Source organism: Youngimonas ophiurae (nom. illeg.) (assembly GCF_049803795.1).
Taxonomy (GTDB): domain Bacteria; phylum Pseudomonadota; class Alphaproteobacteria; order Rhodobacterales; family Rhodobacteraceae; genus Thalassobius.
Genome location: NZ_JBNAGJ010000001.1, coordinates 445,811 through 466,762 on the forward strand (window position 1 = coordinate 445,811; position 20,952 = coordinate 466,762).

Below are 20,952 nucleotides of genomic sequence, written 5' to 3' on the forward strand. Positions count from 1 at the left end.
TTCAGAATTTCGAAACGACCCCGAGCGAGACCGAGAGTTCCTTCGTCTCGAACCGGCTGACATTCGATTGGGTCTTTTGTGCGTGCAATTTCAAAGATGGGACAAACCCGGCATAATCCAAGGCGTCAAAAACCAGATCCACGCTGCCAAACAGGGATCGGTCCTCGCGGCCGCCAGGTACGCGGGCCCAGCCGATCAGGTAATCGGGGTAATGCGTGACCGCGCCGCCCAGGCTGAGCGACAGGCGCGCCGGCCCGACAGGTTTTGGCCAAGCATAGGTGGCCACCGCGCTTAGCCGCTGCCGCCGGGAATTGGCGCTGTCACTGTCGGTCAGATCAACGGTCAGGCCATAGCTGAGATGCCCGCCGTTTTCGGTTTTCTGCGACAGGCGCATCCGCAGTTCGGCGCGGTTCAGCGCGGGGCCATGCCCGGCGGGCAGTACACGCTCGATCTGTGTGGCGATCAGCAGGCTTTTCCCCTTGGACAGGGGGATCTGACGGGTCAGCCCCAATCGAACGGCATTCTGATGATCCGCCCCGGCCAGCCAGCTGTGGCTCAGCCCGGCCTGATAGCCCAGGGCCCCGCGCCCTTTGCCCAGGGACTTCTGATGTTCGGCGCTCAGTTCGAACCGGGTGTAGGCAAAATCGCTGTTGCGCGCGTCAGGGGCCTGGGCGCGGGCCGCATCCGAGAGCGAAACCCGGCTGAGATACAGCCGCCCGGACAGGCGGGTCTGGCGATCTTTGCTGCCGGAAATACGATAGCCAAGTGTCAGGTCTCCCGTCATTTTTATCCCCGAGAGCGCCTGCGCATCGCCGCTGAGAATGCCGACAAACGGCAACCCGTCGATGATGAAATAGGGGTCCTCGGCGCCGTTGTTCACATTGTCCGACGGCTGCACGGAAAATCTGGCTTGCAGGCTCCAGGGGTTCAGCGCGCGCAAAACGCGATAGTCGCGTTTCAGCACATCGCGGGCTTTTTCGTCAGGGGCGTGATTCCACGAGCGCCGCAGCCAGAGCTGAGCCAGACCGGGGCGCGCGCTTTCATAGGCCAGCGTGGCCGCCAATTGCGAAGATCTGAAATGCGCCAGCGGGCTGCGGGCATGACGAAAAGCCTGCGCGGCGGCCCGGCGGCCCTCTTGTGGGCGATGCATCTGCTGATACGCGCGCGCCAGAATGAAATGCGCCGAGGCATCGGCAGGATCACGCTGCAATAACCCATGTGCCAACTGCGCGGCCAGGGCCGGTTTTCCATCCCGTAACATCGCCGCGGCAAAGGCGCGGGCCTGCCCCGGTTTCATGGTGATTTCGCCCGCTGTCTGGGCCTGGACACTGGCGCCCGTCAGAAAAACCGCAGCCGCCAGAGCGGCCCGCAGTTTAGTTAACATCGTCGCATTGATCCGCATCGCCGGCCTGGCCGCATTGCGTCAGAACGAACACGCCGATTTCTTCGTCGCCGGTCCAGCCGTAGATGTTGTTGTCAATGTCTTCCAGAACCACGGTGCCGCCCACCGCAGCCGCATCGGTGCCGCCGAAAATGCCGCCATAATTGCCGACGCCGTTGATGGTGCCATCGAATTCGACCTCGCCATAGAACACGCCTTCTTCGTCGATGGTTGTGTTCACCAGAACGACATCGGGCAGGGTGATGGTTTGGTCATCGATAAAACGGCGGTTGTAGACACCGCCATTGACGGCGTTGTCATTGAAGCTGACGTTCAGGAAAATATCGCCTTCGACACGCGCGGATTGCGCGGGCAAAATGGCCGGGTCGGTGCCGGCAGGCGTGGGCAGCAGATCGTCTCCGGGGGCGTCCAGGTTGGTCACGCCCGCATAGGTGCCCGCATAAGAGACCTGCCCGCTGGCACCCGTTGGCGGGTCATAACGGCCAGAGCGCTGGTAGAAACCGCCGCCGAAATAGCGGTTGAACTGCCCGCCATCCGCGACCGCCCCGGCAATGACCGAGCCATCGTTGCTCTGGGCGACGAGGGCGGTGAAATGGCGATCCAGCGGGTCATCCTGATAGGTGTAGGCCTCATAGCCATCGACATCCAGCGCGGCATTGCGGGTATAGACCAGATCCTGCGGCCCCCCGTCCAGCCCGTTCAGGCGCAACGTCAGGGTTTCGTTGTTCGCATTGTAAGACACCGCCTCGACATTGCCTTTCAGATCGTCGGGGACGTTTTCCAGCTCGCCGCCGCTGCCGATCGAGCCGCTGCCCGAGCCATCCGTACATGCGGTCAGTGCCGCCATGCACAGCAGGGATGCCGTGATGCGTTTCATGCCTGTAATCCTCGTCACTATTCTTTGCTGCCGTGTTGCCCGGCTCGTTTCGGGCAGAATCCGTGCTTGGGCGCGAAAAGTCAATGAAAGAAGCCCCGGCCTGCAGAATTTCAACGCCGCTGTTGCATGGAAAATCCGACCCGCATATAGAAGTTTTTCCAAAAGCGGACCCCAGATATAGTGTCCCGCGACTCACTCACGCCACAGAAGGACAGCCCCATGCCCGTGACGCCCGAACAACAGGCCGAAATCGACGCCCTGCGCAGCCAGCCCCGCCAGACCCTGCGTACTGTCGCGGAAGGCATGGAGAGCCATCTTTACACCGCCTATCCGGTGCTGGATCACGGCTTTGTCCGCGTGGTCGATTACATGGGCGACGATGCCGCGATCTGTCAGGCGGCCCGCGTCAGCTATGGCAAGGGCACCAAATCGGTGCAGAATGACGAAGGGCTGATCCGCTACCTCATGCGCCACTGGCACTCGACCCCGTTCGAGATGTGCGAGGTCAAGCTGCACGTCAAACTGCCGGTTTTCGTCGCCCGACAGTGGATCCGTCACCGCACCGCCAATGTGAATGAATATTCGGCCCGTTATTCGATCCTGGATCGTGAATTCTACATCCCCGGCCCCGAACAACTGGCCGCGCAATCGGTGATCAACAACCAGGGCCGCGGCGAGGCTCTGACCGGCGACGAGGCCGCCCGCGTGCTGGAGATCCTCAAATCCGACAGCGCCCGCAGCTATGACCATTACGAGGAAATGATCTCGGACGAGGGCAAACAGGGGCTGGCGCGCGAACTGGCCCGGATGAACCTGCCCGCCAACATCTACACCCAATGGTACTGGAAGGTGGACCTGCACAACCTGTTCCACTTCCTGCGCCTGCGCGCCGACAGCCATGCCCAATACGAGATTCGCGTCTACGCCGACGAGATCTGCAAAATCGTCGCCGACTGGGTGCCCTTCGCGTATCGCGCCTTCGAGGATTATCGCATGGGTGGCGAAACCCTGAGCGCCGCAGCCCTGACCTGCGTCCGCCGAATGCTGAAAGGTGAAGCCGTCACGCAGGAAACCTCGGGCATGAGCGCGCGGGAATGGCGCGAGTTGCAAGAGGTGTTGGGGTGAAGTGGGAAAAGAAGTTCTTGTGACGATGTTAGGGTCAATTGCGGGACGCATCTCTGGAGTAGAAGAGAAGAAATAGTTTGATTAGCCCGTGCGTTGGCATGGGCCGCGCCCGACCTCCCCCGTGGGAGGGCGCTTTCGCTTCCTCCCGAGGTCGGGCGCGGCCCTGCGTTTCGAGTGAAACATCTCTGCGGAAAATCGTGCATTCAGTTGCGCCAGATCAAAACCATCCTAGGTGACTCTTTGTAGCCTGAAGAAAAACAAGGAGGCACACAGATGCAAATCCACATCAACACCGATCACAACATCCACGGCGACGAACGCTTGGCCGAGGTCTGCGAGCAGATCGTGCGCGACACGCTGGCCCCCATTGCCAAACGCCTGACCCGAGTCGAGGTGCATCTGAAGGACATGCGCGGCCCCAAGGGCGGCGAGGATATTCGCGCCACCGTCGAGGCCCGTCCCGAAGGGCTGCGCCCCTATGCGGTGCATCATGACGCGGCTGATATTCCCCATGCGGTGAAGGCTGCGGCCAAAAAGCTGCGTCAGCGGCTGGAAGGTGAGTTCGGCAAGCTGACCCACCACTGAACGCGCTTCGGCCCGCCTGTTTGGCGGGCCTTTTGCCGCTTGGATTGTCCTTGGAATGGGGACAGTCCGTCGAAACACGGATCCGCCCCAAGAAACCGCTTTGAGCAAGGCCGCAGGTGCCGTACCCTGTGCCCATACGTGTATTTTCTGGTTCTCAGGGGGCTTTCGATGACGAAACTCAAAATGATTTCAGCAGCTTGTCTGATGGCTGTGGCGGGGGCGCCCGCTATGGCCAATGGTCCGGCGATTTATCCCTATGCCACCACGGCGAATTACTGCCCCGGTGGTTTGCAGCCGATCAGCATCAATGGTGTGATCTGCTGCGGCACGCCCAATCAATCCATGACCTACCAGCAGGCGACCTCGGCGCCGGTGAAGCGCAGCTATCGCCCGACCAAAGCGCGATCTGCCATCTGCCCCGAAGGGGAAAAGGGCTGCTATTACAAATAAGCGAAAAGGGCGGCGACCGGCTGGCCGCTGCCCTGTGCTTGATAAAATGAGGGGCGTGTGATCAGAGCGCTTTGAGGTCGCTGGCCATCATGCGGCCATCCCGGCCCTCGATCAGCTCGTAGCTGACCTGCTGATTGTCGGCCAGGCCCGTCATTCCCGAACGCTCGACCGCCGAGATGTGCACGAACACATCCTTACCGCCGGTTTCGGGGGCGATGAACCCATAGCCCTTTGTCGTGTTGAACCATTTCACGGTGCCGGTGGGCATGTTCCGTGTCTCCTTTTGACTTGTCGTTCCCCTGAAGATGCAGGGCCATGTTCCGTCGGACCACCGGATCCGACCGAAAGAATGCGGCAGGAAAGAACCGTGTGTGCCAATGTCACGCCTAAGATGATTGGGACCGGAATGTAAAAATCAAGCAAAAGGAACGTGCGGTTTGGGGGGATGCTTGATAATCAGGCAGTACCGAACGGGGGATGACATGAAAATCTACGGTTTGAAAAACTGCGATACGTGCCGTAAGGCACTGAAATCATTGGATGGGGCGGCGCTGATTGATGTGCGGGAACAGCCTCTGGCGCCTGCGCTGCTGGACCGGGCGTATCGGCAATTCGCTGAAAAACTGGTCAATACCCGCTCAACCACCTGGCGCAATCTGCCCGAAGACGAGCGTCAAAAACCGCACCTGGACCTGCTGAGCGCCCATCCTGCGCTGATGAAACGGCCTCTGATCGAGACGGATGAGGGGGAATTATTGCTGGGCTGGACCCGTAACACGCAGCAAAGTCTTGGTATTGCGGACTGACGTCCCTACCTGTGTGCAAACGGAGGTAACAACATGCGTAACGCAGCCCTTTTCCTGGGGATCATTGGCGGCCTGATCGGAATGGTGGTCGGCTTTTTCAGCTACGGCTACACCGAGTTCGTAGAGCGTGTCGGGGATTTCGACGGGATGCTGGATCAGGTGGAAAACGTGGATCTGATCCGCTTTGCCAGCTTCTTTGCACCGCTTTTGGCGATTGCAGGCGGGGCGATGGCCAAGGCGCGGGCCCTTTGGGGCGGTGTTTTGCTGCTGCTGTCGGCGGCGGGCATGTATTACGCCTTTAGCTTCAACGTGTTCACCATGTTCCCCATCGGGTTCTGCGCTCTGGGCGGGTTGCTGGCTATTGCGGCGGGGAAACCGGACGAGCCAAAGGCCCATTTCTAAGCCACCCATCCACCGAAACCGGCCCCGCGCCCTTGATCACTAGGGTGATCAGGGCCAGCAGCCAAAAAGCGCGCTGGTCCAAAATCACCCCATCGGGCAGGCGATCGAACCAGGCGCCCAGGGTCTTGGCGTGCGCGATCCCGCCATGGCCGTACAGATCGGTCAGCGATTGCACGGCGACAAACCCCATCATTCCCAGCGCGGTCAGCCGGGTCAGCAGCCCCAGGATGATCAGCAGCGGCAGGACGAATTCGGCCACGGTGCCCGCCACCACGACGGCCCAGTGGAACAGTCCCAGCTGCGAGGCGTCATAGCCCACGGCCTCGAACGCTTTGGGGAAAATCTGCGCGTAGGCGCCGGTTGACGGGCTGAACAGGCCGAACAGCCCATCGCCCAGTTTCGTCACGCCCGAGGCCCAGAAATACCCGGCCAGAACGGCCGCGAAAACGAAACGCGCCAGGGTGGGCAGGATCCAGTCGGCGCGCTCCAGCAGATCCGTGAGCGTGTGGTAAAGGCTAAGAAGACGGGTCATCGGTCTGCTCCTGTTGTAATGAGTGAAGCGCGTTTTGCTGCACCAACAGCGGCAGCAGGGCGGCCAGATCGGCATCGGGGGTGGCCTGTAGGGCGGTTTCCAGCGTGGCCCCGGATAAAAGCGCGGCCATCAGCCCGGCTTGATGCGGGGGCAGCGGGCTCAGCTGCGGGTCATAGTCGGGGCGGGTGATCAGCACCGATTGCGCCGCGCCAGCCGGAGCGGGCCCCTGATCCAGAGCATAGGCGCGGATGTCGTGGACCGGAAATTCCGAATGCACCAGCCGCACCGCCGGGGCAAAGATCAGCCGCGCGGACATGAACGCATCCGGGCTGAGTGTCTGGAGAGTTTCGAGGCGGATCGGGGCGGCATCGGCCGCGTGATAGGCCAGCCGCATCTGCCATTCCAGCCGCGCCACATCGGGCAGATACCCCAGATGCGACAACGGCTGGACGCCGGACAAAAACTCCGGAAACGGGCTACCATACAAAAACATCAAAGGAGAGGACGGCGGGTGCTGCGTTATGAAAAGGCGGGCAACGGTGGCGAAATTCTCTTCACCCAGCAGGCGGGCCGTGGCGGGGAAACCCTCGCGCAGGGCCTCGATCAGGGACACGGTGACATTGTTGCGATAGACCGAGAACCGCTTGCCCGCCGGGGCGCCCGCACGATCCCAAAGCCCCGGCGGCACCGGCAGGGACGCATCGCGCAGGGCGGCGTGAAACGTGTCTTGCGTGCTCATGCTGGCACCGTCAGCGCCGAGGCGGCGCGGGCGGCCTCGGATTCCAGGGTGGGCCAGTCGGGCACGTCATTGTCCCATTCGATCAGGATCGGGGTGGGGCCGGTCTGGCGCAACGCATAGTCCAGCAGGGTCCAGACCGGATCGGCCACTGCGCGCCCGTGGCTGTCGATCAGCAGGGGCGCGCCGGTGTCATCGGCGTCCTCGTCAAAGCCGCCAAGATGTATTTCACTAACATTATCAGTAGGATAGGCGTCAATATAGCTGCGCGGATCATAGCCCAGATTGGTGGCCGAGATGAACACATTGTTCACGTCCAGCAGCAGGCCGCAACCCGTACGCCGGGCGATTTCGGCCAGGAATTCGGGCTCTTCATAGGTTGAGGCGGCAAACCGCAGATAGCTGGAGGGGTTCTCAAGCAGCATCTTACGGCCCAGCACATCCTGCACCTGATCAATGTGATCACAAATTCGCGCCAGCGTGGCCGGGGTATAGGGCAGGGGCAGCAGATCGTTCAGAAACTCGGCCCCATGGGTGGACCAGGCCAGATGTTCGGAAAAACTGGCGGGGTTCAGCCAGTCGCACAGATGTTTCAGGCGGGCCAGGTGATCGGGGTCCAGCGGGTGCTCTCCGCCGATGGACAGCGCGACCCCGTGAACGGAAATGGCAAAGCGTTCGGACAGATGGCGCAGCATGGCCAGCGGGCGTCCGCCCGCGCCCATGTAGTTTTCAGCGTGGATTTCCAGCCATTCCACGGCGCCGGGGTTTTCCAGGATCTGGGCGTAATGCTGCGGTTTGAAGCCCACTCCGGGGCCGCTGGGCAGACGGTGTGCGTGATCGAACATGGGGGTCTCCGGCATGGGAAAAGAGAGGGGCGGGCCAGGCGGCCCACCCCGGAAGGCCCGGCCTTAGGCGGGCAGATCGCGGTTCAGCGCTTCCAGGCTGCCCTTGCGCATCGAGCCGTCAGCGGCGGCGGGCAGTTTGATATCCATGCAGGTGCCGGCGTCCACCAGGGTCCAGGCGTTGCCCTGATAATCCACGGTCGAGGTGCCGGCGCAGGTGGTGCCGGGGCCAGCGGCGCAATCGTTTTTACCGGCCAGCGAAACGCCAAAGCATTTCTCTTTTTCCATCGCGTTGGCTGCGGTGGTGGTGTGTGCGGTCAGAGCAGCGGCCAGTGCGCCAGCGACGGCGGCGGTTTTCAGTACGTTGGACATGTGTATTTCCCTTTCCAATTTGAAACTCGATCCGGTCAGAGCCGGTATCCAAAAGGTAGGAGAGGGCGGGCGTCACAGGCCACTCACAGGCGCGTGCATCACATCCGCGTCAGCGCGCGTGTGCCCGGCGTGATGCCGTAGGGTAATAATCGCCACAAATATTACGGCCCGCGGCGGGTTTTCCGTCGCGGGCCGTATGATTTTTTTCGGTTTGTTACAGAAGATCGGGCGGCGTGGCCTCTTTGGACAGGGAACTCACGATCTCGTCCAGGGGCTGGACAGAGGTCTGTTTTTCCCCAAGGCGCCGCACGGATACGGTGCGCTCTTCGACTTCTTTTTTGCCGATGGCCAGAATGGCGGGCACCTTGCCCAGGCTGTGCTCGCGGACCTTATAGTTGATCTTCTCGTTGCGCAGGTCGGTTTCGGCGCGCACACCGGCGGCGCGCAGGGCGGCGGCGACTTCCTCGCAATAGGCGTCTGCCTCGCTCACGATCGAGGCCACAACCACCTGACGCGGCGCGATCCAGAACGGCAGCTTGCCCGCGTTGGATTCGATCAGGATGCCGATGAACCGTTCAAACGACCCCAGAACCGCGCGGTGCAGCATGACGGGGCGGTGTTTTGCGCCATCCTCGGCGATATAGTTCGCGTCCAGACGTTCGGGCAGAACGAAATCCACCTGCAAGGTGCCGCATTGCCAATCCCGGCCGATGGCGTCGGTCAGGACGAATTCCAGTTTGGGGCCATAGAAGGCGCCCTCGCCGGGGTTCAGGTCATACTCATAGCCGGCGGCCTTGGTCGCGTTGGCCAGCGCGGATTCGGCCTTGTCCCACACGTCATCGGCCCCGGCGCGCGTGTCCGGACGATCCGAGAATTTCACCGCGAAATCGGCAAAACCCAGATCCTTGTAGATCGCGCTGAGGAATTCGATGAACTTCTTGGTCTCTTCCTCGATCTGGTTTTCACGGCAGAAGATATGCGCGTCATCCTGCGTAAAGCCGCGCACCCGCATGATCCCGTGCAGCGCGCCCGAGGGTTCATACCGGTTACAGCTGCCGAATTCCGCCATCCGCAGCGGCAGATCGCGATAGGATTTCAGACCCTGATTATACACCTGCACGTGGCAGGGGCAGTTCATCGGCTTCAGCGCGTTGATGGATTTTTCGCGGGCGTGCTCTTCGTCCACTTCGACGATGAACATGTTTTCCTGGTATTTCTCCCAGTGGCCCGAGGCCTCCCACAGTTTGCGATCCACGACCTGAGGCGTGTTCACCTCGACATAGCCGCCCTTTTCCTGCTGGCGGCGCATGTAATCCTGCAAGGTGGTATAGATTTTCCAGCCATTGGGGTGCCAGAAGACCTGACCGGGGGCCTCTTCTTGCATGTGGAACAGGTCCATTTCGCGGCCCAGTTTGCGGTGGTCGCGCTTGGCGGCCTCTTCCATCATGACTTCCCAGGCTTTCAGATCCTTGCGGTTCTTGAAGGCCACGCCGTAAATGCGTTGCAGCATGGGGCGGGTGTTGTCGCCCAGCCAGTAGGCGCCCGCCACATGAGTCAGTTTGAACGCATCCGCGGGCACCTGGCCGGTGTGCAGCAGGTGCGGGCCGCGGCACAGATCCTGCCAGTCGCCGTGCCAATACATCCGCAGGTCTTCGCCTTCGGGGATGCGGTTGATCAGCTCGACCTTGAAGGGCTCTCCGCTGTCTTCGTAGTGTTTGACCGCGCGGGCACGATCCCACACTTCGGTTTTCACGGGCTCGCGGGCGTTGATGATGTCCTTCATCCGGGCCTCGATCTGGCCCAGGTCTTCGGGGGTAAAGGGCTCTTCGCGATCAAAATCGTAGAACCAGCCCTGATCGCGCACGGGGCCGATGGTGACTTTGACGTCGGGCCAGATTTCCTGCACGGCGCGGGCCATGATATGGGCCAGGTCGTGGCGGATCAGTTCCAGTGCGGGTTCGTCATCCTGCATGGTGTGGATGGCGATTTGCGCGTCCTCGGTGATCGGCCACTGCATGTCCCAATGCGCGCCGTTCACCGATGCACTGATGGCTTTTTTCGAGAGGGATTTGGAAATTCCAGCTGCGACTTCGGCGGGGGTGATCCCGGCTTCGAACTCGCGCGCATTGCCATCGGGGAAAGTAAGAGTGACGTTTGCCATTTGTGGCCTCCTCGTCAGTTTGGCGCCCACGGAACGCCCGGTTGCGGGTTATGTGTGCCCCCTTTTGAATCGCGCGCGGGGCCAAGTCAACCCGCCACCTGACGGTGCAGAAAACCTGACTCCAAATGGCCACGGGCTCTTTCCCCGGCGCGCGGGTTGGGGCACAGTTGCGGCAAACCGACGTATAAGAGGCCCCCATGAGCATCAGCTACCTGACCACCCCCCAAGGCCGCCACATCGCGTATCACCAGACGGCGGGCACGGGCCCCGGTGTGGTGTTTCTGGGCGGGTATAAATCGGATATGGGCGGCACCAAGGCCGTCTATCTGGAACAATGGGCCCGCGCGCAGGGCCGGGCTTTTCTGCGGTTCGATTATTCGGGGCACGGCGAATCCTCGGAGGCGTTCGAGGCGGGCTGCATCGGCGACTGGGCCGAGGATGCGGCGCAGGCGATCACCCAGCTGACAGAGGGGCCGCAGGTGTTGGTGGGCTCTTCAATGGGGGGGTGGATCGCGCTTCTGATGACCCGCCGGATGCCGGAAAAAGTGGCCGGGCTGGTGACGATCGCCGCCGCGCCGGATTTCACCGAAGACAGTTTCTGGGCGGGTTTCAGCGATGCTCAGAAGGCCGAGCTGAAGCAGACGGGCCAGGTTGCGCTGCCCTCGGATTATGACGAACCTTATATTGTCACGCAGCGCTTGATCGAGGACGGGCGCAACAATCTGGTGCTGCGCGATCCGCTGCCCTTGCCTTTCCCCACACGGTTTTTGCAGGGTACGGCGGATGGCTCTGTCGAGCGCGCGGTTGCGCTGCGGCTCTTGGATCATGCCAGCGGGCCGGACATGCGCCTGACCCTGGTCGAGGGGGCGGATCACAGTTTCTCGGATGAGACCTGCCTGCCGCTGATCACAGCGACGCTCTGTGATGTGCTGGAGCGGATCTGATGGAGCAGCGTATCAGCCTGATCACCCTGGCGGTTGACGATATGGACCGGGCGGCTGCCTTTTATGATGCGCTGGGATGGCGCCGGGAACAGACACCAGACGGGATGGTCGTCTACGATCTGCTTGGCCAGTCCCTGGGGCTTTATCCCAAAGAGAATCTGGCGCGGGACATGGGGCTGGATCCGTCCGAGCTGGGCCATGGGGCGATGACGCTGGCGTGCAATACCCGCAGTAAGGAACAGGTCGCTCAGATTTGTGCTGCCGCAAAATCCGCCGGGGCGCGCGTGCTGAAAGAGCCGCATGACGTATTCTGGGGCGGCCATATCGCCTATTTTGCCGATCCCGACGGGCATATTTGGGAAATCGCGTTCAATCCCTTCGCCCCGCTGCGCGACGATGGAGCCTTTCGCTGGGCTGGGTATGGTGATGACGAGAGTTTTTGATGCCTATGTTGTGCTGTCCTGAAATTGATGGGGCCCCGGCACTTTGCGGCAGGAGTGTTAACGATGAATGAACCCGTGGTCTTTTTGCCGGGAATGATGTGCGATGCGCGCCTGTTTGCGCCGCAACTGGCTGATTTATCCCGCGATCGGGTGGTGTCTGTCGCGCCGATTACCCAGGGCGACCGGATCGAGGATATCGCCGCCGCGATCCTGCCCGTTCTGCCTGATCGTTTTGCGCTGGCGGGGCTGTCGATGGGCGGTATTGTCGCGATGGAATTGCTGCGCAAAGCCCCCGAGCGGATCACACGCATTGCCCTGATGGACACGAATGCGCTGGCGGAAACTCCGGCCAGCGCCGCCGCCTATGAGCCGCTGATCATCGGGGCTAAGGCCGGCCGTCTTGAGGATGTCCTGCGTGACATGATGCAGCCGGATTTCCTGGCGCCGGGGGCGCAGCGTATGGGCGTTCTGAATGCGTTCCTTGGGATGGGAATGGACCTGGGGCCAGATATTTTTATCAACCAAATCCGAGCTTTACAGCGAAGGCGGGATCAGCAGGCAACTTTGCGAAAATGCAAATGTCCGGCGTTGGTGATGTGCGGGGAACACGATGGGCTGACCCCGCTGAAACGCCATGCCTTCATGGCAGAGCTGATCCCCTATGCCCAGCTGGAGGTGATCCCGAATGCGGGGCATCTGCCGACGCTGGAAGCCCCCGAAGCGGTGACGCGGGCGCTGCGCGATTGGTTGCGGCAGCCGCTGGTGTTGCGCGGGTGAAGCCCGCAGGAAAACCCGGCAGCCTGCGCCGGTTGGTGGCGCGGGTACAGCTGTGGTCACGGACGCATCTGCCCCCTGGGGTGCGCCTGTTTGTGGGGCTGTTGCTGATGGCGGGGGGCGTGTTCGGATTTCTGCCGGTGCTGGGATTCTGGATGATCCCGCTGGGCATCGCCGTTGCCGCGCTGGACGTGGTGCCGGCCTGGCGGAGGATCCGGGGACGGCGCAAGCCTGAGAAGATACCAAAGCGCAAATGAAAAGGCGCGAGGGGGTGCCTCGCGCCTTGAGCAACGGGTCTGGGCAAGTCTTGGCCCGTAAAAATACCCGTGAGAATACCGGCCAGCCCCTTACGAGGCCGCAGTGGATTTCTTGTTCACCGACACGACCTTGGGCTTGGCGCGTTTGGGCGCGTCCGAGTTGGCGTCGATGAAATCCAGCACCAGTGGGCGGATATTGTCGCGCCAGCTTTTGCCCGCAAAGATCCCGTAGTGACCGGCACCGGGCTCCAGATGGTTGGCTTTCTTCTCGTCCGGCAGGCCGGTGCACAGGCGCAGCGCGGCAACGCATTGGCCGGGGGCCGAGATGTCGTCATTCGCGCCTTCGACCGTTTTCACGGCAACCGTGGTGATTTTGCCGATGTCCACATGTTTGCCTTTGACGGTGAATTTGTTCTGCGCGATCTCCAGGTTTTTGAAGATACGCTCTACCGTGGACAGGTAGAATTCGGCGGTCATGTCCATCACGGCCAGATATTCATCATAGAAGCGGTTATGCGCGTCATGGTCCGACGCCTCGCCGCGCATGACGCGCTGGATCTGGTCGTTGAACGCCTTGGAGTGGCGATCCGCATTCATCGACATGAACGAGCTAAGCTGGAGCAAGCCCGGATACACCATCCGGCCCACGCCCTTATATTTAAAGCCCACGCGCTGGATCATGGCCTGTTCCAGCTGGCCCATGGTGACGCGGTTGCCGAAATCGGTCACGTCGGTGGGGGTGGCGTCCGGGTCGATCGGGCCGCCGATCAGCGTCAGCGAGCGCGGCTGCGCCTCGGGGTCTTCCTCGGCCAGGTAGGCGGTGGCGGCCAGGGTCAGCGGTGCGGGCTGACAGACGGCGATCACATGGGTGTCCGGGCCCAGATGCTTGAGGAAATCCACCAGGTAAAGGGTGTAATCCTCGACATCGAATTTGCCGGCGGACACCGGAATGTCACGCGCGTTATGCCAATCTGTGATGTAGACTTCACAATCGGGAAGCAGGCTCAGAACCGTTGAACGCAGAAGGGTTGCATAGTGTCCCGACATCGGCGCCACCAGCATCACTTTGCGCGGTTTTGTCTCGCGGCCAGTGACCTTGAAATGAATCAGATCGCCGAAATCGCCCGGCACCACGGTTTCGATATTCACCAGGTGGTCCTTACCGTCGTCGCAGGTGAAGGTGCGAATGCCCCAATCGGGTTTCACCACCATCCGCTGGAAGGTTCTTTCGGTCACTTCCCCCCAGGCGGCCATCCACTGCAACGCAGGGTTTGGCACCATGCTGAAAACCGGGTAAGATGCCATAGACAGGGCGGAGGCACCCAACCATTGGTTAGTATTTCGGAACGTTTCCATGAGGTCATATGTCGCCATATAGCGCATGTTGGTCTCCTTGTTGGCGGTGTTCGCCGGCTAGTTCCGTCGCCTTGCCCTGCTATTAGAACGACAGGTTACCTGTTCACCGATAATAATGCTGCGTGGCAGCGATACTAATGGGGAATCATTAATATGACAACAAAAGAGGATGTCGCGGTTGAAAATATGGATCGTCTCAGTGCCAATCTGGCAAAGGTCGAAGAGCTGTCAAAGCGCCTGATCGCGGCGATGTCCAACCGTAAAGCTGCCAATCCCACCTTGAACTCTCCGGATCAAGAGGTGTTCATGAATGCAGCGACATCCTATTGGCAACAGATGTCCCATAATCCAGCTAAGTTATTTGAATCGCAGCTGGAATTCTGGGGAAAGTCGGTCAAACATTTCATCGAGGCGCAGCAGGTTCTGGCCCAGGGCAAGCTTGAGGCCCCCGAAGATCCCACCCCCACCGACCGCCGTTTCGCCAACCCTTTGTGGAAAACCAACCCCTATTTCAATTACGTCAAGCAGCAGTACATGCTGAACGCCGAGGCCCTGCGCGCCGCAGTGCAGAATATCGAGGATCTGGAGCCGATCGAGCGTAAGCGGCTGGATTACTTCTCGTCTCAGATCATCGACATGATGGCGCCGACCAACTTTTTGGGCACCAATCCGGACGCGCTGGAAAAGGCGATGGAAACCGAGGGCGAATCTCTGGTGCGCGGATTAGAGAATCTTGTGGCCGATATCGAGGCCTCGGGCGGGGAATTGCTGGTGCGTCTTTCGGACGGCAACGCGTTCAAGTTGGGTGAAAATATCGGATCAACTCCAGGTAGTGTGGTTTTCCGCAACCGCATGATGGAGCTGATCCAGTACAAACCCACGACAGAGCAGGTCCACGCGACCCCGCTGATCATCTTTCCGCCCTGGATTAACAAATTCTACATCATGGATCTGAAACAACAGAACAGCCTGATCAAATGGATCACCGATCAGGGCTATACGCTGTTCGTGGTGTCCTGGGTGAACCCCGATCCGTCCTATCGCGACGTCGGCATGGAAGACTATATCGAGGACGGTTTCCTGGCCGCCATCGCAGAGGTCAAATCCATCACGGGGCAGGAACAGGTCAATGCGGTGGGCTATTGCATCGCCGGGACCACGCTGTCGCTGACCCTGTCGCTGATGAAACATCGCGGGGATAAGTCGGTCAAATCGGCGACCTTCTTTACCACGCTGACGGATTTCTCGGATCAGGGGGAATTCACGCCCTTCCTGCAAAACGATTTCATCGACGGGATCGAAAAAGAGGTCGATGAAATCGGCGTTCTGCGGTCCTTTATCATGGCGCGGACTTTCTCGTTTCTGCGCTCGAACGATCTGATCTATGGCCCGGCGATCCGCAGCTATATGATGGGCGAGGCCCCGCCGGCCTTTGATCTGCTTTATTGGAACGGGGACGGGGCGAACCTGCCGGCCAAGATGGCCAAGGATTATCTACGCAAGCTGTGCCAATCGAATGAATTCGCCGAGGGCGGTGTGGAATTCCTGAACGAGCGGCTGCAAAGCTCGGATATCGACATTCCCACCTATTTCATCGCCTGCGAGACCGATCATATCGCCGCGTGGAAAGACAGCTATCGCGGCGCGCAGAAGTTCGGCTCGAAGAACAAGACATTCGTGGTTTCGGAGTCGGGGCATATCGCGGGCATCGTGAATCCACCGTCGAAAAAGAAATACGGCCATTACACGAATTCCGACATGTCCCTGTCATCGGACGAGTGGATAAAGACGGCAAAGTTCCACGAAGGATCGTGGTGGCCGCGGTGGGAATCCTGGCTGGCCAAGCGCTCGGGCAAGATGATTCCAGCGCGAGAGCCCGGAGATTCGAATCACCCAGAGTTGTGTCCGGCCCCCGGAACTTACGTAGCGACACCCGCAACCTTCTGATTTCTCAGTGGAAACATCTACTTTCTGCGCCGCAGCATAAATCTCTTGATTTTCTGCGGTGCAGCATTCATATTCCTTGTAGTTGCAGAGACCGGGGTGGGCCCGGACAGCACGCAAAGGAATTTAGCAATGGCTACCAAAACCGCTCAAGACTTCACCGGCATCATGAAAGACATGATGGGTTCGTTCCCCGTGGACACCAAAGCCTTCGAAGACGCCTTCAAAAACCAGGCCTCGCTGAACGAGAAACTGACCAGCGTCGCACTGAGCGCTGCCGAGAAATCCTCGGACATCTCGTCGAAATGGACCAAAGAAACCCTGTCCAAACTGGCTGACATGTCCAAAGCCAAGGCCGAACCGGCCGATTACGCCAAGGCCCTGACCGATTTCGCTTCGGCTTCGGCTGAAACCGCCGCCGAAAACATGGCTGCTTTCGCTGAAATCGCCAAGAAAGTTCAGATGGACACCGTCGAGCTGCTGATGGCTGCTGGCAAAGACATCACCGAAGAAGCTTCGGCCGCTGTTCAGAAAGCCACCAAAGAAGCCACCGAAGCCGCGAAAAAAGTCGCTTCGAAGTAATCGCGCTATCGCCGCATCGACCTCCTCCCAAATAGATGCGTAGCGTGGGGTGGGCAGAAATGCCCGCCCTTTCTTTTTGTTTGCAGGTGTCGTAGGCTTTGCTGCAGTGCTGCATTCAGGGAGGACTGTCCGTGGCAGAAGACAACAAACCGCTTTTGATCAAACGCTATGCAAGCCGGCGTTTGTACAATACGGAAACCAGCGATTACGTCACGCTGGAAGATATCGCCGGCTTCATTCGCGAAGGCCGCGAAGTGCAGATCGTCGATCTGAAATCAGGCGATGACCTGACGCGCCAATATCTGCTGCAAATCATTGCCGAACACGAAAGCCGCGGGGAAAACGTGCTGCCTGTCAATATCCTGACGGATCTGGTGCGCACGTATACCAATCAGGCGGGCTCGGTCGTGCCGCAGTTTTTGCAGACTTATTTCGATATGTTCCGCGATGGTCAGTCGAAGATGATGGAAAGCATGTCCAAGGCCAATCCGATGGCCACCATGCCCGCTTTCGAAGCGATGCAAGCCCAGCAAGAGGCCTTTATGAAGGCGATGACCGGCGGGATGCAGCAGCCCTGGACCAGCAGCGGGCCGGCGCCCGAAGGCGGGGCCGAGCCTGCGGAAGAGGGCGGCGAAAACCTGGATGCGATCAAGCAGCAGCTGGCCGAGCTTCAAGACAAGCTGTCCAAGATGGGCAAATGATTTCATATGGTTGATAGCCCCGGACGTATCACGCTCTGGGGTGTCGAAGTCTTTGTGGCCACTGCCGAGGAAGGAGGAATCTCGGCGGCGGCGCGCAGGCTGGGGGCCAGCCCCTCGGCGATCAGCCAGCAGCTGACCAATCTGGAAACCGCGATTGGCGCGACGCTGTTGCAACGCAACACGCGCCCCATTGCGCTGACCCCCGCCGGAGAGCTGTTTCGCCGGCGGGCCTCAGCCATTCTGAACGAGGCGGCGCTGGCGCGGGCCGAGCTGGCGATGGCGGATATGACGGCGCTGACCCGGTTCCGTCTGGGCGTGATCGAGGATTTCGAGGCCGACGTGACGCCTTTGTTGCTGACCGGGCTGGCCGCGCAGCTGAAGGGGGCGCAGTTCCTTCTGGAAACTGGGGCCAGCCATTCTCTGCATGATCAGCTGGATGCCCGCGCGCTGGACGTTGTTGTGGCGGCGGAAATGGGGGCGCGCGCCGATTGGGCCGAAGAGCACCCGGTCCTGACCGAGGGATTCGTGGCCGTGGCCCCCGTCGGGCAGATCGACAAGGCGCAGGATCTGCTGATGCAATTGCAGAAACTGCCGTTGGTGCAATACACGACGCGGCATTACATGGGGCGTTTGCTGGCCAATCATCTGGCGCGGCAGAATTTGCCTCTGTCGCATCGGTTCGAGCTGGACAGCTATCACGCCATTCTGGCCTTGGTTGCGCAGGGGGCGGGGTGGTCGATCCTGCCGCCCTTGGCGTTGATGCGGGCGCGGCGGTTCGCGCATCAGCTGGATGTATTCGAATTGCCGTTTGAACAGCTGACCCGCACGATCACCGTCACTGCGCGCAAGGATCTGTTGCAAGATATGCCCGGCCAGGTCGCTGCGCAGCTGAAACCGATCCTGTCCGAGGTCATTCTGACCCCGGCGATCGAGGCCTATCCCTTTATGAAAAAGGTGCTGACCCTGCGCTAGCGACTTCAGGCCGTGGCGCGCAGGTTCCCCATAACATCCTGGGCGGCGCGGATCAGCGCCTCGGCGATCAGGTCCAGCTCGGGCAGTTGCAGACGGGCGGGCAGGCGGGCATCGCAGGCCTTCATCAGCATGTCGCGGGTTTGCGGCAGGTCGGGGATGTGATCCAGGAATTGCCAGTTCCAGAAGGCGCGAGCATTATCCGTGCTCAGCCCGAAAATCTGCACCTTGACCCCCCGTTTGGCAGCGGCCCCTTCGAAGGCGCGGACCTCGTCCTCGTTCATGCCGACCAGGTTGAACTGGATGGAATCCGGCGCGCGTTCCTCGGGGTCCAGCTTTTCGGGGACGTTGATCCAGGGGGATTGGTTCAGCTTATCGGCCACATAGTCATGATTGCGGCGGCCATCGCGGACACGGCGGGCGATTTCATCCAGTTGGGGGCGGACAATCGCGGCGGACAGATTGTTCAGGCGCAGATTGTACAGGGGCAGCTGATTTTGCCACCGGCCAAAGGCCTCGGCCAGGGCCTGGGCATCCGCGTCCGTCTGGCACTGGTGCTTTTTCCAGTTGTGTTCGTAAGCGCCGGACATGATGACCGCGCGGGCGACAATATCGGGGTCATTGGTGATCATCACCCCGCCTTCGCCTGAATTCAGCAGCTTGTAGCTTTGGAATGAAAAACAGCCTACATCGCCAATCGTGCCGATTTTATGCCCATGCCAGCGGGTGCCCAGCGAGTGGGCGGCATCCTCGATCACCGGGATGTTGCGGGCCTGGCACAGCGCCATGATCGCATCCATATCCGAGGTATGCCCGCGCATGTGGCTGATGATCACCGCGTCGATATTGTCATCCAGCCGGGTGGCGAAATCCTCGATGTCCAGGCGATAGTTTTCGCCCACTTCGGCCAGAACAGGCTCGCAATCGGCGTGCACGATGGAGGATGGCACCGCGGCAAAGGTAAAGGCCGGGATCAGCACCCGCGCGCCGCGCGGCAGGCCCAAAGCCTTGAGCGACAGGAACAGCGCGGCCGAGCAAGACGACACCGCCAGCGCGTATTTTACCCCCATGAAGGCGGCGAACTCTTTTTCCAGCAGCGATACCGGCGCGTTTTCCGGCGCGGTATAGCGGAACAGGTCCCCGGTTTGCAGCAGCCGTTCAATCTCGGTGCGGGCGGATTCGGGGATGGGCTCGGCGTCATAAACATTCGGAGGCAAAGTCATCTTCGGGATTCCTGAATAACATTTTCAGAAATTGTTAAAGCAGAGGGGGCCGAAAGCCAAATGAAATTCAGATGACGCGGCGGTATGGCACGCGCAACATATCGCCTGAATTGGGGTGGGTCTTGGTGTCTGACTGTCGGTTTGGCAGGGGGGCTTAGATCCCCAGCCTGTCGCGCATCGCGAACCATGTCATCGCCATCACCAGCAGCGGGCTGCGAAACGCGGCCCCGCCCGGAAAGGCGGTTGTCGGCAGCCGGGACATCACGTCGAACCCTTCGGCATCGCCCTGAATTGCCCGCGCCATCAGCATCCCCGCATGGGTGGCCGTGCCCAGCCCGTGCCCCGAATACCCCGAGCCAGACAGTATCGTTTTACCCACCCGCGCCAGGTAGGGCAGGCGCTTCATCGTGATCCCCAGCGTGCCCCCCCAGGCATAGTCGATGCGGACGTCCTTCAGATGCGGGAAAATCTCCAGCATCGGTTTGCGCACCTTGGCGGTGATGTCGGCAGGGAAGCGATAGCCATAGCTCTCGCCGCCGCCGAACAGCAGCCGCCCGTCCTGAGACAGCCGGAAGTAATTCACCACGAATTTGCTGTCCGCCACCGCGATATCCTGCGTCAGCACCTGCTGAGCCCGCTCGCCCAGAGGCTCGGTTGCGACCATGAAATTGTTGATCGGCATCACGCGGGCCGCGACCTTGCGGTTCAGCCCGCCCAGATAGCCATTGCAGGCCAGAATCACATGATCGGCCTGAATATGCCCCTGATCGGTGCGCACGGTGTTGGGCGCGCCATCCTGAATATGATGCACATGGGTGTTCTCATAGATCCGAACGCCCGCGGCCTGCGCCGCCCGCGCCAGCCCCAGGGCAAAGTTCAACGGATGCAGATGCGCGGCCCCCATATCCAGCACCCCGCCTTTATAAGCAGGCGATGGGCAGATCCGCGCGCATTCCTCGGCACTCAGCGCCTGAATCTCGCTATAGCCATAGTCCCGCTGCATCAGCGTGGCATACTCGTGCAGATGCCCCACATCGGCCGCATCAAACCCGGTCCAGGCCACACCGGGGCGCAGTTGGCAGTCAATCGCGTGCTTTGTAATCAGATGTCTGACCAGATCTTTGGCCTCTTCGCCCAGATCCCACAGCCGCCGGGCATCCTCTGGCGGAACCATCTTCTCCAGCGTGTCCTGCGGCTGGCGCTGGCCGCTGCCCAATTGCCCGCCATTGCGCCCCGAGGCCCCGAAACCGACCCGGTGCGCCTCAAGAAGGGCCACGTCAAACCCGGCTTCGGCCAGATGCAGCGCGGCCGACAGCCCGGTATAGCCCGCGCCCACCACGCAGACATCCGCCTTATGCGCGCCCTTCAGCATCTCAAAGGGGGGCAGCCGATGCGCCGTGGCCGCGTACCAGCTGTCCGGGTACTGCCCGCGTTTGTCATTCGAATACAGCAGATCCATGGCTTAACCT

The 20,952-nt window shown here is 60.7% G+C and carries 24 protein-coding genes; 13 read left to right on the top strand and 11 right to left on the bottom strand.

Annotated elements, in window-relative coordinates; translation table 11 throughout:
• Position 1 precedes the first annotated feature (1 nt).
• Both ACP15O_RS02370 and ACP15O_RS02375 read right to left on the bottom strand, forming a co-directional pair.
• Positions 2-1,384, bottom strand: coding sequence for a hypothetical protein (locus ACP15O_RS02370; RefSeq protein WP_425094429.1), 1,383 nt, complete (start codon positions 1,382-1,384; stop codon positions 2-4).
• Entirely contained in the window at positions 1,374-2,279 is a 906-nt protein-coding gene (locus ACP15O_RS02375; protein WP_425094430.1) for a thymidylate synthase, read from the bottom strand. Before ACP15O_RS02375 ends, ACP15O_RS02370 begins: the two co-directional genes overlap by 11 nt.
• 219 nt (positions 2,280-2,498) lie before the next feature.
• On the opposite strand from ACP15O_RS02375, the gene thyX reads away from it, so the two are divergent.
• From thyX to ACP15O_RS02390, 3 genes are all read left to right on the top strand, one after another.
• The gene (thyX, locus tag ACP15O_RS02380; protein WP_425094431.1) at positions 2,499-3,404 is read left to right on the top strand and encodes an FAD-dependent thymidylate synthase; all 906 of its coding nucleotides are present in this window, start codon (positions 2,499-2,501) and stop codon (positions 3,402-3,404) included.
• Between the two features lie 273 nt (positions 3,405-3,677).
• On the top strand, positions 3,678-3,989 hold the full coding sequence (locus ACP15O_RS02385) for an HPF/RaiA family ribosome-associated protein (RefSeq protein ID WP_425094432.1): 312 nt from the start codon (positions 3,678-3,680) through the stop codon (positions 3,987-3,989).
• A 168-nt stretch (positions 3,990-4,157) separates the two neighbouring features.
• Positions 4,158-4,439, top strand: coding sequence for a hypothetical protein (locus ACP15O_RS02390; protein WP_425094433.1), 282 nt, complete (start codon positions 4,158-4,160; stop codon positions 4,437-4,439).
• 61 nt (positions 4,440-4,500) lie between these two features.
• Here the strand turns inward: ACP15O_RS02390 and ACP15O_RS02395 are convergent, their stop codons facing one another.
• Positions 4,501-4,707 carry a cold-shock protein gene (locus ACP15O_RS02395; RefSeq protein WP_425094434.1) on the bottom strand — a complete coding sequence of 69 codons (207 nt, stop codon included), beginning with the start codon at positions 4,705-4,707 and terminating at the stop codon, positions 4,501-4,503.
• A gap of 214 nt (positions 4,708-4,921) precedes the next feature.
• Here ACP15O_RS02395 and ACP15O_RS02400 point away from each other — a divergent pair, with 214 nt between their 5' ends.
• On the top strand, positions 4,922-5,245 hold the full coding sequence (locus ACP15O_RS02400; protein WP_425094435.1) for an ArsC/Spx/MgsR family protein: 324 nt from the start codon (positions 4,922-4,924) through the stop codon (positions 5,243-5,245).
• Positions 5,246-5,278: 33 nt separating this feature from the next.
• Positions 5,279-5,647, top strand: a complete 369-nt coding sequence (locus ACP15O_RS02405; RefSeq protein WP_425094436.1) for a hypothetical protein — start codon at positions 5,279-5,281, stop codon at positions 5,645-5,647.
• Here ACP15O_RS02405 and ACP15O_RS02410 read toward each other — a convergent pair.
• The 5 genes from ACP15O_RS02410 to thrS form a co-directional block, all read right to left on the bottom strand.
• Positions 5,604-6,179 (bottom strand): DoxX family membrane protein, encoded by a 576-nt coding sequence (locus ACP15O_RS02410; protein WP_425094437.1) that lies wholly within the window; start codon positions 6,177-6,179, stop codon positions 5,604-5,606. The genes ACP15O_RS02405 and ACP15O_RS02410 overlap by 44 nt on opposite strands.
• A complete protein-coding gene (locus ACP15O_RS02415; RefSeq protein ID WP_425094438.1) occupies positions 6,163-6,918 on the bottom strand; it encodes an HvfC/BufC family peptide modification chaperone in 756 nt (251 codons plus the stop codon). The genes ACP15O_RS02410 and ACP15O_RS02415 overlap by 17 nt, the downstream gene beginning before the upstream one ends.
• Positions 6,915-7,760: an MNIO family bufferin maturase gene (bufB, locus tag ACP15O_RS02420; RefSeq protein ID WP_425094439.1), complete on the bottom strand. Its 846-nt coding sequence runs from the start codon at positions 7,758-7,760 to the stop codon at positions 6,915-6,917. The genes ACP15O_RS02415 and bufB overlap by 4 nt, the downstream gene beginning before the upstream one ends.
• A gap of 63 nt (positions 7,761-7,823) precedes the next feature.
• Entirely contained in the window at positions 7,824-8,129 is a 306-nt protein-coding gene (locus tag ACP15O_RS02425) for a BufA1 family periplasmic bufferin-type metallophore (RefSeq protein WP_425094440.1), read from the bottom strand.
• 214 nt (positions 8,130-8,343) lie between these two features.
• Positions 8,344-10,290, bottom strand: coding sequence for a threonine--tRNA ligase (thrS, locus tag ACP15O_RS02430; RefSeq protein ID WP_425094441.1), 1,947 nt, complete (start codon positions 10,288-10,290; stop codon positions 8,344-8,346).
• 197 nt (positions 10,291-10,487) lie between these two features.
• Here thrS and ACP15O_RS02435 point away from each other — a divergent pair, with 197 nt between their 5' ends.
• The 4 genes from ACP15O_RS02435 to ACP15O_RS02450 all read left to right on the top strand — a co-directional run bounded on the left by ACP15O_RS02435 (position 10,488) and on the right by ACP15O_RS02450 (position 12,708).
• Positions 10,488-11,234, top strand: a complete 747-nt coding sequence (locus ACP15O_RS02435) for an alpha/beta fold hydrolase (RefSeq protein WP_425094442.1) — start codon at positions 10,488-10,490, stop codon at positions 11,232-11,234.
• Positions 11,234-11,677, top strand: a complete 444-nt coding sequence (locus tag ACP15O_RS02440) for a VOC family protein (protein WP_425094444.1) — start codon at positions 11,234-11,236, stop codon at positions 11,675-11,677. The genes ACP15O_RS02435 and ACP15O_RS02440 overlap by 1 nt, the downstream gene beginning before the upstream one ends.
• Before the next feature lie 63 nt (positions 11,678-11,740).
• A complete protein-coding gene (locus ACP15O_RS02445) occupies positions 11,741-12,454 on the top strand; it encodes an alpha/beta fold hydrolase (protein WP_425094445.1) in 714 nt (237 codons plus the stop codon).
• The gene (locus tag ACP15O_RS02450; protein ID WP_425094446.1) at positions 12,451-12,708 is read left to right on the top strand and encodes a hypothetical protein; all 258 of its coding nucleotides are present in this window, start codon (positions 12,451-12,453) and stop codon (positions 12,706-12,708) included. The genes ACP15O_RS02445 and ACP15O_RS02450 overlap by 4 nt, the downstream gene beginning before the upstream one ends.
• A 90-nt stretch (positions 12,709-12,798) precedes the next feature.
• On the opposite strand, the gene phaZ is transcribed toward ACP15O_RS02450, so the two are convergent.
• Positions 12,799-14,091, bottom strand: coding sequence for a polyhydroxyalkanoate depolymerase (gene phaZ, locus ACP15O_RS02455; RefSeq protein ID WP_425094447.1), 1,293 nt, complete (start codon positions 14,089-14,091; stop codon positions 12,799-12,801).
• Positions 14,092-14,217: 126 nt separating this feature from the next.
• Between phaZ and ACP15O_RS02460 the strand changes: the two genes are divergently transcribed.
• The 4 genes from ACP15O_RS02460 (at position 14,218) to ACP15O_RS02475 (ending at position 18,263) form a co-directional block, all read left to right on the top strand.
• Positions 14,218-16,011: a PHA/PHB synthase family protein gene (locus ACP15O_RS02460; protein WP_425094448.1), complete on the top strand. Its 1,794-nt coding sequence runs from the start codon at positions 14,218-14,220 to the stop codon at positions 16,009-16,011.
• Between the two features lie 129 nt (positions 16,012-16,140).
• Positions 16,141-16,590, top strand: coding sequence for a phasin family protein (locus ACP15O_RS02465; protein WP_425094449.1), 450 nt, complete (start codon positions 16,141-16,143; stop codon positions 16,588-16,590).
• A 131-nt stretch (positions 16,591-16,721) separates the two neighbouring features.
• Complete coding sequence (gene phaR / locus ACP15O_RS02470) at positions 16,722-17,291, top strand: polyhydroxyalkanoate synthesis repressor PhaR (RefSeq protein ID WP_425094450.1); 570 nt, start codon at positions 16,722-16,724, stop codon at positions 17,289-17,291.
• 6 nt (positions 17,292-17,297) lie between these two features.
• A complete protein-coding gene (locus ACP15O_RS02475) occupies positions 17,298-18,263 on the top strand; it encodes a LysR family transcriptional regulator (RefSeq protein WP_425094451.1) in 966 nt (321 codons plus the stop codon).
• 5 nt (positions 18,264-18,268) lie between these two features.
• Here the strand turns inward: ACP15O_RS02475 and ACP15O_RS02480 are convergent, their stop codons facing one another.
• Positions 18,269-19,483: a DegT/DnrJ/EryC1/StrS family aminotransferase gene (locus ACP15O_RS02480; protein WP_425094452.1), complete on the bottom strand. Its 1,215-nt coding sequence runs from the start codon at positions 19,481-19,483 to the stop codon at positions 18,269-18,271.
• 154 nt (positions 19,484-19,637) lie between these two features.
• Positions 19,638-20,942 carry an NAD(P)/FAD-dependent oxidoreductase gene (locus ACP15O_RS02485; RefSeq protein ID WP_425094453.1) on the bottom strand — a complete coding sequence of 435 codons (1,305 nt, stop codon included), beginning with the start codon at positions 20,940-20,942 and terminating at the stop codon, positions 19,638-19,640.
• Positions 20,943-20,952: the final 10 nt, after the last annotated feature.

Excerpts from the sequence above, each read along its gene's own strand:
- thyX (WP_425094431.1), top strand. The coding sequence starts at position 2,499 with ATGCCCGTGACGCCCGAACAACAGGCCGAAATCGACGCCCTGCGCAGC.
- ACP15O_RS02485 (WP_425094453.1), bottom strand. The coding sequence starts at position 20,942 with ATGGATCTGCTGTATTCGAATGACAAACGCGGGCAGTACCCGGACAGC.
- ACP15O_RS02480 (WP_425094452.1), bottom strand. The coding sequence starts at position 19,483 with ATGACTTTGCCTCCGAATGTTTATGACGCCGAGCCCATCCCCGAATCC.
- ACP15O_RS02385 (WP_425094432.1), top strand. The coding sequence starts at position 3,678 with ATGCAAATCCACATCAACACCGATCACAACATCCACGGCGACGAACGC.
- ACP15O_RS02410 (WP_425094437.1), bottom strand. The coding sequence starts at position 6,179 with ATGACCCGTCTTCTTAGCCTTTACCACACGCTCACGGATCTGCTGGAG.
- ACP15O_RS02395 (WP_425094434.1), bottom strand. The coding sequence starts at position 4,707 with ATGCCCACCGGCACCGTGAAATGGTTCAACACGACAAAGGGCTATGGG.
- ACP15O_RS02435 (WP_425094442.1), top strand. The coding sequence starts at position 10,488 with ATGAGCATCAGCTACCTGACCACCCCCCAAGGCCGCCACATCGCGTAT.
- phaZ (WP_425094447.1), bottom strand. The coding sequence starts at position 14,091 with ATGCGCTATATGGCGACATATGACCTCATGGAAACGTTCCGAAATACT.
- bufB (WP_425094439.1), bottom strand. The coding sequence starts at position 7,760 with ATGTTCGATCACGCACACCGTCTGCCCAGCGGCCCCGGAGTGGGCTTC.
- ACP15O_RS02375 (WP_425094430.1), bottom strand. The coding sequence starts at position 2,279 with ATGAAACGCATCACGGCATCCCTGCTGTGCATGGCGGCACTGACCGCA.
- ACP15O_RS02465 (WP_425094449.1), top strand. The coding sequence starts at position 16,141 with ATGGCTACCAAAACCGCTCAAGACTTCACCGGCATCATGAAAGACATG.
- ACP15O_RS02400 (WP_425094435.1), top strand. The coding sequence starts at position 4,922 with ATGAAAATCTACGGTTTGAAAAACTGCGATACGTGCCGTAAGGCACTG.
- ACP15O_RS02440 (WP_425094444.1), top strand. The coding sequence starts at position 11,234 with ATGGAGCAGCGTATCAGCCTGATCACCCTGGCGGTTGACGATATGGAC.
- ACP15O_RS02475 (WP_425094451.1), top strand. The coding sequence starts at position 17,298 with ATGGTTGATAGCCCCGGACGTATCACGCTCTGGGGTGTCGAAGTCTTT.
- ACP15O_RS02370 (WP_425094429.1), bottom strand. The coding sequence starts at position 1,384 with ATGTTAACTAAACTGCGGGCCGCTCTGGCGGCTGCGGTTTTTCTGACG.
- ACP15O_RS02405 (WP_425094436.1), top strand. The coding sequence starts at position 5,279 with ATGCGTAACGCAGCCCTTTTCCTGGGGATCATTGGCGGCCTGATCGGA.
- ACP15O_RS02460 (WP_425094448.1), top strand. The coding sequence starts at position 14,218 with ATGACAACAAAAGAGGATGTCGCGGTTGAAAATATGGATCGTCTCAGT.
- thrS (WP_425094441.1), bottom strand. The coding sequence starts at position 10,290 with ATGGCAAACGTCACTCTTACTTTCCCCGATGGCAATGCGCGCGAGTTC.
- ACP15O_RS02415 (WP_425094438.1), bottom strand. The coding sequence starts at position 6,918 with ATGAGCACGCAAGACACGTTTCACGCCGCCCTGCGCGATGCGTCCCTG.
- ACP15O_RS02390 (WP_425094433.1), top strand. The coding sequence starts at position 4,158 with ATGACGAAACTCAAAATGATTTCAGCAGCTTGTCTGATGGCTGTGGCG.
- ACP15O_RS02425 (WP_425094440.1), bottom strand. The coding sequence starts at position 8,129 with ATGTCCAACGTACTGAAAACCGCCGCCGTCGCTGGCGCACTGGCCGCT.
- ACP15O_RS02445 (WP_425094445.1), top strand. The coding sequence starts at position 11,741 with ATGAATGAACCCGTGGTCTTTTTGCCGGGAATGATGTGCGATGCGCGC.